Raw genomic sequence first — 18179 nt, 5'->3', positions numbered from 1 at the left:
GGGTGAGGAAATTCGCGCATGTACCAATTCTCGGAAGAAACGACTGCGATTGTCGAACTGGTCCGGCGATTGGTCAATGATCACCAATTGCCGCTTGAAAGGCGCATATTGGCGGGCGAAACGCTTGTCCCTGATGACTTTCAACCCGGACGCGAGGCCGCAAAAGCTGCCGGACTTTGGGGTCTGACAGCTCCGGAATCGCTTGGCGGAATTGCATTGCCAATTGTGACCTATCTCGCCATCTTCGAAGAGAAATGTAAGTGCCTTGCGGAGCTCCAATTTGGTGGAAGCAGTACGCTAACCAATCTCTACGGGTTGGAAGGCGAGCAGAAGAAGCGGTACCTTGACCCGCTTCTTGCTGGCGAAAAACGGCATTGCTTCGCTCAGACCGAGCCGAGCGGCGGCGCCGATCCGGCTATGTCGGTCAACACCAAGGCAACACGCGACGCCGATGGCGGCGGCTGGGTTATCAATGGCGACAAGATCTGGATCAGTAACTTTGCCCACGCTGATTATGTATTCGTCGTCGCGCGAACCGAAAAGGGCAAGGGTGCCGCCGGGATTTCCATGTTTGCCGTCGAGACAGACAATCCGGGTATCACCGCACGTGAAATTTCGATGTTGGGTCAGTTCAAAACACACCAACTGATTTTTGACGATTGTAAGGTTGACGAGCTTTCCCTGATCGGCGGTGAAGGAGCGGGCTTCAAGGGGGCCCAAAAAGCGCTGTCCGCTGCTCGTTTCGAAGTCGGTGCGCGGGCTTTGGGTATCGCTCAGCGCTGCTACGACATGATGGTGGACTATGCCAAAACGCGCCACGCTTTCGGAAGCGCGCTGAGCGAAAAACAGGCAATCCAGTCGATGATTGTCGATAGCTGGGTCGAGATCCAGCAAAACCGTTTGTTGATGTATGCTTGCGCCGAGAAGGCCGACCAAGGTCTGGATACTCGGGTCGAAGCAAGCATGATCAAAATGGTCTGCACCGAAATGGTGAACAAGGTCATCGACCGCGCGATTCAAGTCCACGGCGGCGCGGGCGGAACTTATGAGAGCCCACTCGCTCATTGGTTCGATGGCCAAAGGCTGGCCCGGATCTATGAAGGCCCAACCGAAGTGCACAAGTACCGGGTGATGGCGCGGCAATTGCTCAAATGACAGGTGTCCTTGCCGGCATAAAAATCATTGAAATCTCCGGCATTGGTCCGGGGCCATTTTGCGGCATGTTGCTTGCCGACTTAGGGGCGGACGTCATCGCGATTGAGCGCCCATCGGCAGACATCGGCAAAGCGCGGCCTCACCAGATCTATCACCGCGGCAAGAGCTCGATTGTACTCGACCTCAAAGCGACTGAAGCGACCGAGGTCGTGCTCGAACTGGTCTCTGGTGCAGACGCGTTGATCGAAGGAATGCGACCTGGCGTGATGGAGCGTCTGGGTATTGGCCCGGACGTCTGTTTGGAGCGCAACCCGTCGCTGGTTTATGGGAGAATGACCGGATGGGGACAGACGGGGCCGCTCGCCCAAGCTGCTGGACATGATAGCAACTACACAGCGCTATCTGGGGCGCTTTGGTATGCTGGAGCATCCGGCAGCGCTCCGCAGGCGCCTTCTACTGTGCTAGGCGATATCGCGGGCGGGGCGCTCTATTTGGCGCTCGGAATCCTGTCCGGCGTGCTGCGTGTCAGGTCAGGCGGGCAGGGCCAAGTCGTCGATGCCGCGATTGTCGATGGATCGGCAAATCTGCTCAATCTGCTTCTATCAATGGTGGCGTCCGGCGCCGGCGATTTTGCCAGAGATGCGCAAGGCTTCGACAACTCGCACTGGGCTGGCCAAAGCTATCGCTGCGCTGATGGCGGCTGGATCAACATTGCGCCGCTGGAGCCGCAATTTTATGCTGAACTTATAGAGCGGCTTGGACTGGGCGTTGATGAGCGCTTTACCAAAGGGCAGTTCAATCCGGCACTTTGGCCGGAACTGCGCGATGAACTTGCGCAGCATTTTGCAAGCCAGCCGCGCGCGCATTGGCAATCGCTTCTCGAAGGCACGGATAGCTGCTTTGCGCCGATCCTCGCCCCCGATGCAGCAGCCGAGCATCCTCATATGGCGCACAGGGCAGTCTATCACCGAGTGGACGACGTGTTGCAGACCAAGCCCGCACCTGAATTTTCAAGCGATGCCAGCGTCGCTCCGCAAGCGGTTCCGCCCAAGGGACATGACTGGAAGAAGGTTCTTTCTGACGCCGGTTACGGCTCCGCGCAGATCGAACAACTTATCGCGAACGGCACAGTGTCGACGTCATAAATCGAAACGGACGGCTACCGAAGGACCCCACCAAATGGACAAAGATATTCTCGATCAATCAGGCCGCGTTTCGCTGGTAACTGGCGCGGGGCAAGGTGTGGGCAGGCAAATCGCTCTTCATCTCTCTGCGCACAATAGCGGCGGCGTCGCCGTGAACGACTATCATCTCGATAGGGCTGAGGCCGTTGTCGAAGAAATTCGCGCCGAGGGTGGAAAGGCAATTGCTATCCAATCTGACGTTACCGATTTCGATGCGGTCAAGGACATGGTTGCACAAATTAAAGCCGACTTCGGGCCGGTGGGGACTTTGATCAACAATGCAGGCAATATGGGCGCCAACCCGACAGCTGACGTGATGAAACCCTTTTGGGAAACCGGGCCGGAGGTCTGGAACCAGTCGATCAGCGTCAACCTCTATGGCGTTATGAATTGTACCGCTGCTGTCATGCCTGACTTGATCGAACGAAACGCTCCGGGTCGGATCATCACCATCATCTCCGATGCTGCGCGCAATGGCGATGCGGGACTTGAAATGTATGCTGGTGCCAAAGCCGGTGCGGCAGGATTTATGCGCAGCGTCGCACGCACCGCCGCACGGTTTCAGGTCAACGCAAACTGCATAGCAATCTCCGCGACCCGCACACCGGCGATTGAAGCGCAACTGGCTGATACCGAGCGGGTGAAAAAGATGTTCTCACGCTACATCGTACGCCGCCCCGGCGAACCCGATGATATTGCGAATATGGCGCTTTTCCTCGCCTCTGATGCGAGCTCTTGGATCAGCGGGCAGACGTATCCAGTGAACGGCGGATTTACGCTCGCTCTTTGAGCTGACCAGCACTGTCAGAGCAAATGCACCCAATTAGCGGATAGGGCGTTGAGGGCAGGGCGGGGTGATGCCCAGATCCAAGAAACCTGCACTTTTTAGGCGGCTAGGCGAGCCTTGGTCTCTAGCCAGTGAAGAGCGGCATACTCTTGTACGCAGTCTGATTGTCACTTGCCCATCCAATTCTAATCGGACAAGGAAGCACTGCCTGCTGGTCTGTCCCGGCGGGTGAGGCGTGGAAACCTCTCAACGCGAACACCGGTCGAGTTATCTCGGCCGGGTGGCCGTCGAGCATGTCCAAGGTGTGAGCCCAAAGTTGGCGGCGCCTTGTGTTCGCGCAGGGTTTCCAACACCCGGCTTCGGGCCGCCTCCAATCCATTATGGAGGTTGTTAATGAACGAGACGCCGGTTTTTACACGCATCACTTATGCGCCTGAACGGCCATTTGCCGAAGCTCTTCGCCAGGTTCACGCAACGAAATAAGAAAACGCGCGTCTAGATCGGTCTTCGAGGAAAAAGCCGGGTCGAAAGCCGAGCCCGCGCACGTACCAGATTCACCCGAAGCTGCTTCCTGAAGTAGGCGAAGCTATCGTTGAGGAAGCGGCGAGGAGGGGGATTACTCAAGGCCATCTCATAGAGATGCTCTGGCGTGGGGAACTGGAGCGATAAATACGAGTACTAAAACCTAGAGAGCCAAGACACATCTTACTTCATTCCAAAGGCCTAATGCGACAGTGGTTCGCGGACCGCGCCCTTTAGAAAAGGGGACGCAACCGTTACAGCGGTGCGTCCCCCGGTGATTACCTAAGCAACCTCTAATGCACTTTACTTTTGGCGTGAAATCGATTGCATTGCAATCAAATTGTATGGCTCAACAAGCTCTTGCGTGAGTCAGTCATCTGATTAGAACTTTAACTGGAGTTTTCTAGGCAACCCACAGGGATGGCCTTCCCAGCCCATCAAGCAAACCAGGTTGAACTGGCCTCTGAAGGCCTTGTGAAGCCCCAAGTGTGCTTCAGCAGCATATCCCGACTTCTTCAATCGGTCCCTTTCTCGTCTTGTCAGTGAGGACTATTTGACTAACTTGGATTCTTATATGCCCGCACAGATCGATCCAGAAGAAATGACGCTAGAAGAGCAGATGGCAAGTATTCGGCGTGATATGGCTGAAATCAACCATCGATGGACCAAGGAAAATGAGGAGCCTTGGAAGTTCTATGCGTGGGGCTTGATATCCGGTGTTGCTCTTGTTGCGGCGTCGGTGATCTTCACAAAGCTGTTCTTATGATGCACTATCCGACGAAACTATGGAGAACGGCGCGGGAGTTCTCAGCTTCCTTCTAGCGCAGTTTCTTTCGGCGCAAGTTTGGCCTCCGATTATTTGGCTGAGGTGCGGCCTAGCGGCTAACCGAGCCTTGATGGTAGGACCGGATCTTGAATTTGGGTGCAACGTCTGGAGATTGTCCGCTGGCTAATCAATCGATGGAAGCAGCTAAAGCTCGACGCTCAATGCAATGAAGCGACTCGTGTTCTTCAGCGCCTGTTTCGGCAAGAGTTGTCAGACAGGCTAGAATCGAACGATGATGGACGTTTATGCACAGGCAGACAAGTGGAGCCTATAGGGAGCCTAATTCGAGAGACTAGGCTCCACAAATCACTTGGGCAGCTAAGAAGGTGTGTAATAGTTTGAAATTATAAGAGTATTTGGTGGACGCACTAGGGTTCGAACCTAGGACCCGCTGATTAAGAGTCAGCTGCTCTACCAACTGAGCTATGCGTCCAATCCGTCACTTCGTTTCCGGATTATCGTATCCGTCGAAATGCAGAGCGCGTCATTTAGAGGCGAAATTCTCGAACACAAGAGGTTGCGGCGAATATTCCGAGCGATTGCGAACCAGTGGGTCAAAGTGCGTTAGTCAGTTGAGCAGGCCGCGGCGCGGTGCCTTTTGCGTCCAGCGATTGACCATCATCAAGCTGCCGATGCAGATCATATTCGTCATCATCGATGAGCCACCATGGCTCACGAAGGGGAGGGGATGCCCACAACTGGCGCGAGGCCCATGACCATCATCAGGTTGATCGCAATGTAGAAAAAGATCGTAGCGGTCATTCCGGCTGCGAGGAGCTTCGCGAACCGGTCTTGAGACGCCCTCGCTACGCTGAGACCCCAATGCAGGATTGCAGCGAAAATGCCGAGGATCACGAGCCCGCCCAAAAAACCCCATTCTTCCGCCATGGTCGCGAATACGAAATCGGTGTGCGGCTCTGGCAGGTATTGAAGGTGACTTTGCGACCCTTCGTTAAAGCCTTTGCCGGTCAATCCGCCAGATCCGATCGCAATCTTAGACTGCGTGATGTGATAGCCCGCACCAAGCGGATCAGATTCCGGGTCGAGAAAAGTGGTTACGCGGCGCTGCTGATAGGGCTGCAGCGCGAAAAAGAACGCCAGTGGAACCAGCACGGCAACGCCAGCGCCTGCGGCCAGGAACCAGCGCAGCGGCAACCCGGCAAGGAACATGACGATAGCGCCAGTGAACGCGATGGCCAGCGATGTTCCGAGGTCGGGCTGCATCAGAACCAGCGCCATCGGCATCCCGATCAAGACTGCCGCAGGCGCCACCGACCGCCAGGTTGGGATCAGACCAACAGGCAGCCCGCTATAGAATTTCGCAATGGCGAGCGCGACTGCAGGCTTCATCAGTTCCGAAGGTTGCAGTTGCATAAAGCCAAGGTTGAGCCAACGCTGACTGCCCCCCTGAATCTGGCCCATCACCTCAACGAGAAGCAACAGAGCCAGAACCGCGACATATCCCGGATAGGCCATGAGCGAGACGAAATCGCGTGAAAAGCGCGAGAGGATTAGCGCCATCACCAGAAACACTAAGAAGCGGACGAGGTGTGAGGACGCGTATGGCGTTAAGCTACCGCCAGCGGCAGAGAACAGGACCAGAGCGCCGAACCCGACCAGGACAAATAACGGGATCAACATGCGCCACGGCTGTTCCGCGATAGGGGCAGGGATCACGCTCATCCAGCAGTGCCTCCGCCAGTCTCCAGCGTGGCGGCTTCTGGAGGGGTGCTGCCAGATGCAGCGGGGTCAGCGCGTGGGCGAATAGCGTCATTTGCGATGGTTTCGCTCTGTCTTGCAGCCAGGCGAGCTTCGGCCTCGACCTTGGCAAAAATGTCTTCGCTGCGGGTCGGGGCAGGCTCAACCGTTTCGCCGGCTGCCTCAGCAAAGGCGGCGTAGCGCCGGGCCAGCCTTTCCCGTGCGTTGCCGCCCCAGTCATTTTCCAGAGCGGCCAGACGTTCCAGGCCCTTCTCAGGGTCGAACATGAACGTCATGACGTCGCGAGCGATGGGATAGGCTGAACCCGATCCACCACCATGCTCGACCACGACCACCCCGGCATAGCGCGGTTTGTCCGTCGGTGCGAAGAAGGTGAAAAGACCGTGATCGCGCCACTTCCATGGGCCAGTGCGGCCATTCGATACGGAAAGAGATACGACCTGAGCCGTGCCGGTTTTTCCTGCGATCTTTATATCGGGAATGGGCAGCTGCGCACGTCGTGCTGTACCCGCGCCGTTGACCACTTCGTTCATGGATTCGCGAATATAGGCGATGTCTTCTGGCTTGAAATTATAGCTAGGCGGATTTGGGATCGTGTCATCAAGAATGAGGCGCGGGTTCACCGCTTTGCCAGTCGCCAGGCGGGCGGTGCTAACCGCCAGTTGCAGCGGGCTGGCAAGGTAGTAACCCTGACCGATAGAGGCGTTGACTGTGTCGAATGCCTGCCACGCGCGATCAAACTTCTCTTGCTTCCAGGCTGGCGTGGGTACTGTCCCGTAGAATTGGCTGATGACTGGTAACGGGAACTCTTGTCCCAATCCCAATTTGCGAACCATTTCAGCAACTCTGTCGAAGCCGATCTGCTGCGCGAAGTGGTAGAAGTAGCTGTCGCAACTTTGTGCGATGGCTTTTTTCATATCGACCACGCCGTGATTGCTGTGGCAATTGAAGAAGCGATTGCCGATCCTGCGCCCGCCGCCACAAACGATTGTTTCTTCTGGTTTAATGCCAGCTTCAAGAAAGGCGAGGCAATGCATCGGTTTGACAGTTGAGCCAGGCGGATACAGCCCCTTCAACACTTTATTGCGCAGTGGAACCCGTTCATCTTCGCGCAGCATGGCATATTCAATCCGGCCAATGCCAGAAGAGAAGCTGTTCGGATCAAAGCTAGGCATTGATGCCATGCAAAGCAGATCGCCGGTTTCACAATCCATGACGACGACCGAGCCACTTTCCAGACCAATCCGACGCGCAGCATAGTCTTGCAGAGGGCCGTCAATTGTCAGCCGGACGGGATCGCCTTGGACGTCGTCGCGCGTTTCGAGTTCTTGTATGATCCGCCCTGAGGCGGTGACCTCAACCCGGCGGGCACCGGGTTCACCGCGCAATTCCTGTTCGAACTGCTTCTCTAAGCCATCTTTGCCGATCTTGTATCCCGGCGTGACAAGCAGTGGTTCGCGTTCTTCGGCATACTCCTCGGCATTCGCGGGGCCGACATAGCCGATCAGGTGCCCAACCGAGATCCCGGTTGGGTAGTACCGCGAGAAACCGCGCTGAGGCACAACGCCCTGCATGTCTGGCAACCGCACGCTGATCGCGGCGAATTGCTCAAACTCCATGCCTGATGCGACCTCGACCGGCTGAAAGCTTGGCGACACCTCTATCCGTTTTGTGATGTCGGCAATTTCGGCCTCACCAAGGCCCAGTATCGAGCCGAGTTGCTGGATCGTACCCTCGGGATCTTCCATCTGTTCAGGAATTACGTCGACGCGAAAGTCGGCCCTGTTTGATGCGAGCGGGGACCCATTGCGGTCGAGGATCCAGCCGCGCCGGGGCGGTATAAGCGACAGGTTGACCCGGTTGCTCTCCGACTCAAGCGTGTATCGCTCGTTCTCGGCAATGGCGATATACCCCATGCGTGCGGCGAGGATCATGCCAAGCCCCCCATGCCAGCGCCAATTGCGAAACTGCGGCGTGAAAAAGCCGTTTCCAGTTTCGCGGCGCTCGTCAGCTCACGCTTTGCAGGTTTTTTGTTCGGGCGACCAATCTTCATGCGATGGCCCGCCAGCGGGTCAAGCGGAAGCGATCCAGCCTGGCAACGATCCGCGCAGCGAACGGGAAGATGAGAATAGCAAGCACTAACTGAGGCCCCAGACCGACAAATGCAGGCAACGTAATGGACGCGCCAGAAATAACAAATGCGGCAATACTATACACCAGAAAAATGATACTGGCGGTGAACCAATCCTGCACAAATGTGCGCCAGGGCAGGCGTTGTTCAATCAACTCGATGGCGATCAAGGCAAGCGACCAAAGCAAAATAGCGCTGCCGAATGGTTGACCGCTGAACAGGTCGTCAAACGCACCAAGCGGGAAGCCCGCCCAAATCGGCATAAGGCCGGGACGTACTAGCCGCCACGCGATCAAAGCGACGAGCCCGAGTGGCGGAACCAACGGCAGGGCCGTCGCCAAGAACACATACGGTAGAATCGATCCCAGCATGATCGAGAGCCATGGGATCGCAACCGCCAAGGTTGTTGAATGCCGCCGGTTGATGCGATTGCCATACGCGTCCTTGCGCGATCTGGGGTTGAGTTGCTCCATTACGGAGCCTGTTCGGAAGTTGCTGATTGATTATCTAAACTTTGTTCAATTGGCGTTTGTGCTGCTTCGACAGCCAGAGGTTCGAAGATCGGCATAACCGAAACAAAGTCAGTAGCCGCTGGATCGCTGACTACTCGTGCAAGCGCACCATCATCAGTTTTCTCGTCAACGATCGCGACGGCCACACCCGGTTGATAGTATCCGCCGGAGCCGCTGGTGACGAGCAAATCGCCTTTTTCGAGGGGGTTGATGCCCAAATTGATCAATCGAATGCGGATCAGCCCATCGCCTCGTCCTTGTGCGAAGGCGGCGACTTCGTCACCTGCACGACGGACCGGCAAAACGCTCTCGCTATCGGTGAGCAGCAATATGCGCGACGTATTGCGCGAGACTTCCAGCACTCGGCCAACAATACCTCTTTCAGAGCGTACGGGCATACCCACCGATACACCGTCGCTGCTTCCGGCAGCGAGATAACCGAACCTCCGCGTACTTGATGCGCTGGAGCCGACCAGCCTTGCGGTTGCAACAGGCTTGTTTTCGCTGTCCTGCAGATCGAGCAGCGCCTTGAGCCGCTCATTTTCCTGAGCGGTCGCTTCGGCTTCAGCAAGGCGGATACGCGCCAATTCAACTTCGCGTGAAAGCTCTGCATTTTTGGAGCCAGCATTGAGGTAGCCCCGGATGCTATCGAACAACCCCGTGCTTTCGGTACGGGCCGCAGCGACGGTTTCGGTGGCGGGAGCAACCGCCTCTCGCGCTCCACCGCGTGCTCCTGAAAACAGGCTGGGTTGCCAAAGGGAAAGAATAATCAATACCGCGCCGATCAAGGCGCCGAGGCCCGCGATCACATAGCCAGTGAAAAGGTTATACTGGACCTTACGCGAATAGGGCGCTGCACGTTTTGTTGATGGAGCCACGCCCCTAGTCCTCAAATCTGGTCCGTGGCTGGACCATTATGCGGTCATCAAGACGCCGCGATAAATCTCATCTTCCATGGCGCGGCCGGTGCCCAGCGCGACACAGGACAGCGGATCTTCTGCGATAGTCACTGGGAGACCTGTTTCCTCACGCAGATAATCATCCAAACCTTTGATCAGTGCGCCACCGCCAGTCAGCACGATGCCCTGATCTACAATGTCAGCGGCAAGTTCTGGCGCGGTATTCTCAAGTGCGATGCGGACGCCTTCGATAATGGCGCCAATCGGTTCTGACAGCGCTTCAGCGATGTGACCTTGATTGATCGTAATCTCTTTTGGGACACCGTTCACCAGGTCGCGACCTTTGATCGTGATCGTTTCGCCCACGCCATCTTCCGGGACGACAGCAATGCCGTAATCCTTCTTGATCCGCTCGGCGGTAGAATCACCGATGAGCAGGTTATGATGTCGTCGGACATAGGACACGATGGCTTCGTCCATCTTGTCGCCGCCAGTGCGTACTGACGTGGTATAGGCGAGGCCACGCAGCGACAGAACCGCAACCTCTGTAGTTCCGCCGCCGATGTCGACAACCATAGACCCAACCGGTTCGGTCACTGGCATATCAGCACCGATTGCAGCGGCCATCGGTTCAAGAATGAGGTAAACTTCCGACGCGCCGGCATTGCTGGCGGCATCGCGAATTGCGCGCTTTTCTACCGAGGTGGAACCGGAAGGTACGCAAATTGTAATCTCGGGATACCGCATCAAGCTCTTGCGACCATGCACCTTACGGATGAAGTGCTTGATCATTTCCTCAGCAATTTCGATGTCGGCGATAACACCGTCGCGTAGCGGGCGGATCGCTTCGATGCTGTCGGGCGTCTTGCCCATCATCATCTTCGCATCATCGCCAACCGCTTTGACGCGTTTCACCCCGTTAATCGTCTCGATTGCAACCACGGAAGGTTCATCAAGGACAATGCCCTGATCCTGAACATAGACCAGCGTATTGGCCGTACCCAGATCGATTGCCATGTTGGGTGAACCAAATTTGAAGAGATTGCTCCAGAAACCCATTGCTGTTCCGTTTTCCGTCCGTCTGATTGTGAGCGATGGCCGCATGCGCCCGCGACGAGTCTTCGCTCAACTCGTTTGAAGTGCCAGTGCCTTAGCGAAGCGCGCAGGCAAATGCCAAAAATAATCGGCAATCCTGTGGGGAAATATTCGGCGATGGTCTCGTCTTAGCAGCGCGCTGTCGCTAGATTTGCCATATTCATGCCAACTATCCGTCGCCTTCCCGAAAACCTGGTCAACCGCATCGCTGCGGGGGAAGTGGTTGAACGCCCGGCGGCGGCGCTGAAGGAACTGGTGGAAAATGCCATTGATGCCGGCGCGACACGCATTGCAGTGAAGCTGGTCGATGGCGGTCTTACGTCGTTGGAAGTGACCGATGACGGGTGCGGGATGGCACCGGATGAAATGGCTCTGGCGCTGGAACGGCATGCAACATCCAAGCTGCCCGATGAAGCGATAGAGCAAGTGGCGACGCTGGGTTTTCGTGGTGAGGCATTGCCATCCATTGCCAGCGTGTCGCGCTTTACCCTTGAAAGCCGCCCGACAGATGCGGAGCAAGGATGGCGGCGCGTTGTCGATCATGGCGCGCTGGTAGACGAGGGACCAACGGCTGTTCCATCAGGAACGCGCGTTCGCGTTGAGCAGGTCTTCGCCCGCATACCAGCACGACGCAAGTTTCTGCGGACACCGCGCAGCGAATATGCGGCCTCGCTCGACGTCGTTCGTCGCCTTGCAATGGCGCGGCCCGATGTGGCGATTACACTGGATCATGGTGCCAAGGGAAAAGATCGCAGGGTACTCAATCTGCAGGCCAATCAGTCCCTGGCGGATCGCGTTGCGCAAATCGTCGCACGCGAGTTGAAAGATAATGGGGTTGAGGTCGATCTGGAGAGACCGCTTGAGAGCGGAACGATGCGCCTCACTGGTGTGGCCGGTTTGCCGACCTACAATCGCGGCATTGCCGATCATCAGTATCTGTTCGTAAATGGTCGCCCTGTGAAAGATCGTCTGCTGACCGGTGCAGTGCGCGGTGCCTACTCCGATATGCTCGCTCGCGATCGTCATGCGGTCTTGGCGTTGTTTCTGGACATCCCGCCGGAAGAGGTCGATGTGAACGTGCACCCGGCGAAGACTGAGGTGCGTTTTCGTGACGCGGCGCGTGTTCGCGGCTTCCTGGTTTCCGGTCTGCGAGAGGCGCTCGCGACAGGTGACCGGCGTAGTGTGCAGACACCAGATGCCGCCGCCATGGGGAGGTGGCAGGCGGAGCCTCTGAGCGAACAAAAACGTGAGGAGGTCGCGCCAGCTTTACGTTCGATCTTCGATAAGCGTGATTGGTCAACGCCTGCAGCTCGCGTCAGCGAACCGAATGCGCAGTGGCGTAGTGCAGATCCGGCTATCCCGTTGAACGATGCGGCTGCGCCCCAAGGCCGGGCGGTTGAGGCGGAGGAGCATGCGCCTGACCAAGACTATCCACTTGGCGTTGCGCGAGGCCAAATCGCCAACACGTATATCGTGGCCGAGGCGCAGGATGGGCTCGTTCTGGTTGATCAGCATGCAGCGCATGAGCGGCTCGTGCTGGAGCGTCTCAAAGCAGCCGGGGCAGCGGATGCAACCACGCGCAGTCAGGCGCTGTTGATGCCGGATGTGGTCGAGTTGGAAGAGGTCGCGTGCGACCGCCTGGAGCAAGCCGCGCCCGAATTGGCTAAGCTGGGCTTGGAAATGGAACGGTTTGGGCCGTCTGCGATGCTTGTCCGATCCATGCCGCATGCGCTTGGCAATGCCGACCCGGAAAAACTGCTGCGCGACATTGATGACGACATCGTCAAACATGGCCACGATGCGGAAAAGGGCGGGCTGCTGCTCAGCGAAAAGCTCGATCTGGTGCTCGCGACCATGGCGTGCCACGGATCAGTTAGGGCAGGGCGGGTACTGCGAGTCGATGAGATGAACGCTCTGCTGCGCGAGATGGAGCGCACGCCGCGTTCTGGCCAGTGCAATCATGGCAGGCCAACTTGGGTGAAATTGTCCATGGATGACGTTGAGAAGCTGTTTGGAAGGCATTGATGCGCGTTCTGATTGCACTTTCTGCGCTGTTTATCGCTGCGTCATGCAGCGAACCCAAAGTTGAACAGGACGATGCGGCTGACGTTGCAGAGGTGAAGGCGATCAACGCAGGGCTAGACGATGCTGAACCTATCGAGCCTCAGGAAATCCTCTACCCCGACATCGAGAAATACGAGATTTACGGTGCGGGTTGTAGCTTCACACCCGGCGGTGGGGGCTTGGGCGCAATTGCCGTTGCGTTGGTTGATGGAGGTTATCTGAAGGTCGATGACGAGGTTGAAAAGCTCGCGCCGGACATGGGCAGCGCTGAGACGCCTTACGGGACGCAAGAGAAATATGACGGGCTAGCGCGGTCGATGCGGTTAATACTCGCGAAAAAAGCTAGCGAGCAAACCGGCGTCGAGAGCCTGCAATACGATGCAAAGCTGGAAATTCGCGATACCAAAGAACGAATAGTGTATCGCGCAGATGGCTCTGCGCAATGCGGTGCTTAGGCCGGTGTGTCAGTCTTCGATTGACGCGTCCGGATCGCGCACTGCAATCAAGCCGTTAGTGATGAAGTCCATCACCACCACATCATCTTGGTTGAACACGCTCGCTCTGGATTTGAAGATACCCATTTCGCGGCGCGACTTGCTGCGGCGTTTTTCGATGATCTCGGTCTCTACGCGCAAGGTGTCGCCGGGATAGACTGGCTTGCGCCAGTGCAATTGATCAATTCCCGGTGATCCTAGTCCAGCCTGCCGCACATTTTTCATGTTCTCGACCATCATCGCCATGGTCATCGCGCAGGTATGCCAGCCACTTGCAGAAAGCCGCCCGAAATGGGTTTTCGCTGCAGCCTCATCATCCAAGTGAAAGGCCTGAGGATCATATTTAGACGCGAACTCAATCACTTCTTCGCGGGTGACTTTGTAGCTGCCAAATGCGGTTCGCTTCCCCACTTCGATGTCCTCAAAATGAACCATGTCGGGGGTGAAGTTCGTGATCTGATCAGACATTGAATTTGAATAGCATTACATCGCCATCCTGGACGAGATACTCTTTGCCTTCCTGCCGCAGTTTTCCGGCCTCGCGTGCGCCCGCTTCGCCATTCAGTGCGATGTAGTCATCGTAAGCAATGGTCTCAGCGCGAATGAAGCCCTTCTCGAAGTCCGTGTGGATCTCGCCAGCGGCTTGCGGTGCTTTGGCGCCGGTCGGGAACGTCCAGGCACGGGATTCTTTCGGTCCTGCGGTGAAGAAGGTTTGCAAGCCGAGCAGCGTGTAGCCCGCGCGGATAACGCGTGAGAGGCCGCTTTCCTCAAGCCCAAGCTCTTCCAGAAACTCACCACGATCCTCGACTGGCATCGCGACCAGTTCGGCCTCAATGGCGGCGGACACCACCACGGCCTGAGCGCCTTCGACCTCAGCCTTGGCAAACACTTTCGCGGTCAGCTCATTGCCTTCTGCCGCATCTTCTTCCGCGACATTGCAGACATACAGAACCGGCTTTGCGGTAAGCAGCTGAGCCTGTGCAAACAGCCGCTCTTCCTCGTCATCTTTCGGTTCGACTAGTCGTGCAGGTTTACCTGCTTGCAGTAGTTCAAGCGCTTGCCCCAAGACGCTCGCGAGTGCCTTCGCTTCCTTGTCCCCGCCGGTTGCACGCCGCTTGGCATTTTCGACCCGCTTCTCGAGGCTTTCCATGTCAGACAGCAACAGCTCGGTCTCGACCACGTCAGCATCCGCAATCGGATCAACCTTGTTGGAGACATGCTGAATATCGTCATCTTCGAAACAGCGCAGCACGTGGACAATGGCATCAACTTCGCGAATATTGCCGAGAAACTGGTTACCCAAGCCTTCGCCCTGACTAGCGCCTTTTACCAGTCCAGCGATGTCCACGAAGGCAAGCTGCGTCGGGATGACGTTGGCGCTTTCCGCAATCGCGGCAATCTTATCGAGCCGTGCGTCCGGCACAGCGACCTGGCCGACATTCGGTTCAATCGTGCAGAACGGATAGTTCGCGGCCTGCGCGGCCTGCGTCTCAGTCAGTGCATTAAACAGCGTGGATTTGCCAACATTGGGCAGGCCCACGATTCCACAACGGAAGCCCATCAATTACTCCGGATAATAGTGTTCGGGCCGCGCATTAGCGGGGAGGGGCGGCAAATGCCACCCTAACCCCGCATCTGCTTAGGCGTTGTGAACTGACTTGATCCACGGTCCATATGGCGATCCGCCAAGCCAGTCGATCTGGGCCTTTGCCGATACCTCATTCACGGGCAATTGTGGCTTGCTGCCCGGGTGGACTGCGCGGCGCAATGGACGTGTTCCCGCTGGCATAGCGATGATTTCTGCGATGGCGTTGGGCACGTCCATCGGGTCAGTGGTCCCGCCGCCGGTGCGCTGGCCAAGCGAGGCGATCAGGTCTTTATACCCGTCGGTGTGCTTTTCCTCCGCGCGCTCAAGCAAGCGCAGACTGTTCTCGTTGGCATTGCGCCAGATGTTAGTGGGGTATCCACCGGGTTGAATGATAGTCACGTCAATGCCGTGCGGGACAAGCTCGTACGCCATAGATTCGCTCATTGCCTCCAGCGCGAATTTGGTCGGCGAGTACTGACCAAAAGCAGGCACGATAACGCGTCCGAGCTGTGATGATACGTTGAAAATCTGCCCCGACTTTGCTGCACGCATTGCCGGTAGGGCGGCACGTGCGGTACGCTGTGGGCCAAAGACGTTGGTGTCGAAAATTAGCTGCGTTGCCGCCATGTCCTGAATTTCGATGGGGCCTCCGAATGAAATTCCGGCATTGTTGATCAGCACGTCGAGTGCGCCGCCCGATGCGACCTCAGCAGTAGCGACCGCTTTGGCAACCTGCTCATCGTCGAGCACGTCGAGTTCGAGAACAGTAAGGTCTAGCTCTTCAGTCTTGGCGAGCTCTTCCAGCTCAGCGGCCTCAGGGCGCGGAAGATTGCGCATTGTCGCAAAAACCTTTGCGCCTTTGCGCGCAAAATCCTCCGCCATCAATCGACCGAAGCCGGTTGAGCAGCCGGTAATCAGGATTGATTTGCCCGAGAGATCAGGCTCTGATTTCACCATGTCAGCCTGCGCGAACGAAGCCGTTGAGGCGAGGGCAGTAGTGGCGGCAGCTCCTGCGAGAAGTGAGCGTCGATTGATGTTGGGCATAGGCTATTCCTTCGCAGGGGGTTGATCAAAGAATCCAATTGCATGCAGGCGGTTCTGCAAATGCGCGATGGCAAAGATGTCATATGCTGCGTGAGCGAGCATCACGGCAAACAGGCTTTCTGTGTACCAGTACACGATGCCAAACGTAACGCCGATTAGAAATATAATCAGGCTAATGACCGGCTTGGCCATATGGATAGCCGCGAACACGGCAGAGCTGACCGTGATGCCCAGAAATACACCGAGATGATCGGACAATAGTGTTTGCAGGCCTCCGCGGAACAGCGCTTCCTCGCCAATGCCAGCGCATAGCGACACGAAAATCACGCCATTTGGTGAGAGCTTCTTTTTCAAGAACGCGTATGTGTTGCCTTGCATCCGCGCGAGCTTGTCCGACAATTCAGGAAGGCCGTAGAAAAACGCGGCTCCCAGCGCGACGAGGATTGCGCTCAGGCCCACACCAATTGCAAGCTGCGATGGGTCAAAAGTGACAAATTGGCCGAGTTCGCGGCCAGACCATATCCAGAGTGTCAACCCAAACAGTATGAAGACAAGTGTCTGTCCGCCAGTGAGCAGAAAGACCTGACGGTGCGGTATATCTGATGGTAGCTTCTCGTCCTCGCCGGTGTCTTCAGGCGTGTCTTCTGTTTCGCTCATGGCATGCTCAATCCTGCATTCTCAGCGCGACTTCGCTCATAAAGCGCGCATTATTACCCTCGGCCAACCACTCCGCTTCCGCCGAGACAGCGCCTAGCATTGCGACCAGATCATCTTGCTCAGACTTTGCATAATTGCCGAGGACATAGCCTGACACCCGATCTTTATGTCCCGGATGGCCAATGCCGAGGCGGACACGACGAAACTCTTTGCCGAGATGCTTGTCGATTGATCGCAGACCGTTATGCCCCGCAGTGCCGCCGCCCTGTTTCACTTTGACCTTGAACGGGGCGAGATCGAGTTCGTCATGGAATACGGTCAGCGCGTCCATTTCCAGCTTGTAGAAACGCATCGCTTCGCCAACGCTACGCCCGCTTTCATTCATATATGTCGCAGGCTTTAGCAGCAGGATTTTCTCGGTCCCGATGCGACCCTCCTGAACCCAGCCCGAGAATTTCTTTTGCGGCGGGCCAAATCGATACATATCGGCCATCACATCCAGCACCATGAAGCCGACATTATGGCGATGCATCGCATATTTTTCGCCGGGATTTCCGAGGCCAGTCCAAATCTGCATGTGGGTCACCTAGCGTCGTCCGGCGAAAAACAAAACGCCGGACTTCATATCGAAGCCCGGCGCCATGTTAGAACTAAGTTCTAGAAAGAAATCAGTCGTCGGTCTGTTCGGCTTCGCCCTCAACGGTTTCAGCGTTCTGTTCCGTGACTTCAGTTTCTTCGCCTTCTTCGCCTTCGGCGTCAGCAGCTTCGTCTTCGCTCTTCTTGAGCGCGGATGGAGCAACCAGCGTTGCGATGGTGAAGTCGCGATCTGTGATGGCGCTTTCACTGCCTTCGGGCAGTACGATCTCACTAATGTGGAGAGAGTCGCCAACTTCCTTGCCGGTCACATCAATAGCAATCTCAGACGGGATCTTGTCGTTTTCACAAACCAGTTCAAGTTCGTGACGGACCACGTTGAGAACGCCGCCTTTCTTAAGACCGGGCGATTCTTCTTCGTTGATGAAGACAACCGGGACCGACACTTCGATCTTGCCGCCTTTTGCGAGGCGCAGGAAATCGACGTGAGTCGGGCGATCAGTGACGGGATGTAGAGCGACATCCTTTGGCAGCGTGCGAACCTTTTCTCCGCCAATCTCAACCTCTACGATTGAGTTCATGAAGTGACCCATCATCAGCTGTCTGACGAGTTCTTTTTCTTCAATGTGGATCGGAGTGGGTTCTTCTTTGCCGCCATAAATTACAGCGGGAATGCGACCTTCTCGACGCAGTGCACGGGAGGCTCCCTTGCCAGCCCGTTCGCGCGCCTCAGCCGGCAATGTTAGAGCGTCGCTCATAATACATACCTTTCAAGTGCGTTTGGATCAGTTTTCGGAATGCCACGCCTCCAGGGATGACCATGACACCGAAGCGCGGGCGGATAGCAGGCATCAAGCAAAAGGCAAGGGAAAAGGCGCTGCGCTTGGTTCCAAGTCACCCGCCCCCTC

Annotated in this window: 15 protein-coding genes, 1 tRNA gene and 2 pseudogenes; 6 read left to right on the top strand and 12 right to left on the bottom strand. The window is 56.6% G+C overall.

What is annotated here, in order from left to right:
• The first annotated feature begins 18 nt into the window (after window positions 1-18).
• The 4 genes from ACZ1GM_RS09085 to ACZ1GM_RS09070 all read left to right on the top strand — a co-directional run bounded on the left by ACZ1GM_RS09085 (window position 19) and on the right by ACZ1GM_RS09070 (window position 4414).
• Entirely contained in the window at window positions 19-1155 is a 1137-nt protein-coding gene (locus ACZ1GM_RS09085) for an acyl-CoA dehydrogenase family protein (protein WP_472676172.1), read from the top strand.
• On the top strand, window positions 1152-2300 hold the full coding sequence (locus tag ACZ1GM_RS09080) for a CaiB/BaiF CoA transferase family protein (RefSeq protein ID WP_472676171.1): 1149 nt from the start codon (window positions 1152-1154) through the stop codon (window positions 2298-2300). The genes ACZ1GM_RS09085 and ACZ1GM_RS09080 overlap by 4 nt, the downstream gene beginning before the upstream one ends.
• 34 nt (window positions 2301-2334) lie before the next feature.
• A complete protein-coding gene (locus tag ACZ1GM_RS09075) occupies window positions 2335-3129 on the top strand; it encodes an SDR family NAD(P)-dependent oxidoreductase (protein WP_472676170.1) in 795 nt (264 codons plus the stop codon).
• A 1093-nt stretch (window positions 3130-4222) separates the two neighbouring features.
• Window positions 4223-4414: a hypothetical protein gene (locus tag ACZ1GM_RS09070; RefSeq protein ID WP_472676169.1), complete on the top strand. Its 192-nt coding sequence runs from the start codon at window positions 4223-4225 to the stop codon at window positions 4412-4414.
• Window positions 4415-4831: 417 nt separating this feature from the next.
• On the opposite strand, the gene ACZ1GM_RS09065 is transcribed toward ACZ1GM_RS09070, so the two are convergent.
• The 6 genes and pseudogenes from ACZ1GM_RS09065 to ACZ1GM_RS09040 form a co-directional block, all read right to left on the bottom strand.
• Window positions 4832-4907, bottom strand: a tRNA-Lys gene (locus ACZ1GM_RS09065).
• A gap of 135 nt (window positions 4908-5042) precedes the next feature.
• Window positions 5043-6157 (bottom strand): annotated as a pseudogene (rodA, locus tag ACZ1GM_RS09060) (rod shape-determining protein RodA).
• Window positions 6154-8246 (bottom strand): annotated as a pseudogene (gene mrdA / locus ACZ1GM_RS09055) (penicillin-binding protein 2). Before mrdA ends, rodA begins: the two co-directional pseudogenes overlap by 4 nt.
• A complete protein-coding gene (gene mreD, locus ACZ1GM_RS09050) occupies window positions 8243-8797 on the bottom strand; it encodes a rod shape-determining protein MreD (protein ID WP_472676168.1) in 555 nt (184 codons plus the stop codon). The pseudogene mrdA and the gene mreD overlap by 4 nt, the downstream one beginning before the upstream one ends.
• Window positions 8797-9714, bottom strand: coding sequence for a rod shape-determining protein MreC (mreC, locus tag ACZ1GM_RS09045; RefSeq protein ID WP_472676167.1), 918 nt, complete (start codon window positions 9712-9714; stop codon window positions 8797-8799). The genes mreD and mreC overlap by 1 nt, the downstream gene beginning before the upstream one ends.
• A gap of 36 nt (window positions 9715-9750) precedes the next feature.
• Complete coding sequence (locus tag ACZ1GM_RS09040; protein ID WP_472676166.1) at window positions 9751-10794, bottom strand: rod shape-determining protein; 1044 nt, start codon at window positions 10792-10794, stop codon at window positions 9751-9753.
• A gap of 198 nt (window positions 10795-10992) precedes the next feature.
• Here ACZ1GM_RS09040 and mutL point away from each other — a divergent pair, with 198 nt between their 5' ends.
• Together mutL and ACZ1GM_RS09030 are read left to right on the top strand one after the other, a co-directional pair.
• Window positions 10993-12855: a DNA mismatch repair endonuclease MutL gene (mutL, locus tag ACZ1GM_RS09035; RefSeq protein ID WP_472676165.1), complete on the top strand. Its 1863-nt coding sequence runs from the start codon at window positions 10993-10995 to the stop codon at window positions 12853-12855.
• Window positions 12855-13349 carry a hypothetical protein gene (locus ACZ1GM_RS09030; protein ID WP_472676164.1) on the top strand — a complete coding sequence of 165 codons (495 nt, stop codon included), beginning with the start codon at window positions 12855-12857 and terminating at the stop codon, window positions 13347-13349. Before mutL ends, ACZ1GM_RS09030 begins: the two co-directional genes overlap by 1 nt.
• 9 nt (window positions 13350-13358) lie before the next feature.
• Here ACZ1GM_RS09030 and ACZ1GM_RS09025 read toward each other — a convergent pair whose 3' ends face one another.
• From ACZ1GM_RS09025 to ACZ1GM_RS09000, 6 genes are all read right to left on the bottom strand, one after another.
• Window positions 13359-13823, bottom strand: a complete 465-nt coding sequence (locus ACZ1GM_RS09025; RefSeq protein ID WP_472678533.1) for a MaoC family dehydratase — start codon at window positions 13821-13823, stop codon at window positions 13359-13361.
• Between the two features lie 25 nt (window positions 13824-13848).
• Window positions 13849-14949: a redox-regulated ATPase YchF gene (gene ychF / locus ACZ1GM_RS09020; RefSeq protein WP_472676163.1), complete on the bottom strand. Its 1101-nt coding sequence runs from the start codon at window positions 14947-14949 to the stop codon at window positions 13849-13851.
• Window positions 14950-15027: 78 nt separating this feature from the next.
• Window positions 15028-16020 (bottom strand): SDR family oxidoreductase, encoded by a 993-nt coding sequence (locus ACZ1GM_RS09015; protein WP_472676161.1) that lies wholly within the window; start codon window positions 16018-16020, stop codon window positions 15028-15030.
• Window positions 16021-16023: 3 nt separating this feature from the next.
• Window positions 16024-16677, bottom strand: coding sequence for a lysostaphin resistance A-like protein (locus ACZ1GM_RS09010; RefSeq protein WP_472676160.1), 654 nt, complete (start codon window positions 16675-16677; stop codon window positions 16024-16026).
• 7 nt (window positions 16678-16684) lie between these two features.
• Window positions 16685-17254, bottom strand: coding sequence for an aminoacyl-tRNA hydrolase (pth, locus tag ACZ1GM_RS09005; protein WP_472676159.1), 570 nt, complete (start codon window positions 17252-17254; stop codon window positions 16685-16687).
• Window positions 17255-17345: 91 nt separating this feature from the next.
• Window positions 17346-18029 carry a 50S ribosomal protein L25/general stress protein Ctc gene (locus ACZ1GM_RS09000; RefSeq protein WP_472676158.1) on the bottom strand — a complete coding sequence of 228 codons (684 nt, stop codon included), beginning with the start codon at window positions 18027-18029 and terminating at the stop codon, window positions 17346-17348.
• Between the last annotated feature and the right edge of the window lie 150 nt (window positions 18030-18179).

It is taken from the genome of Qipengyuania sp. JB2-7 (assembly GCF_055693485.1).
The sequence above is the reverse complement of the archived record's forward strand: the minus strand, read 5'-3'. Positions and strand labels throughout refer to the sequence as shown.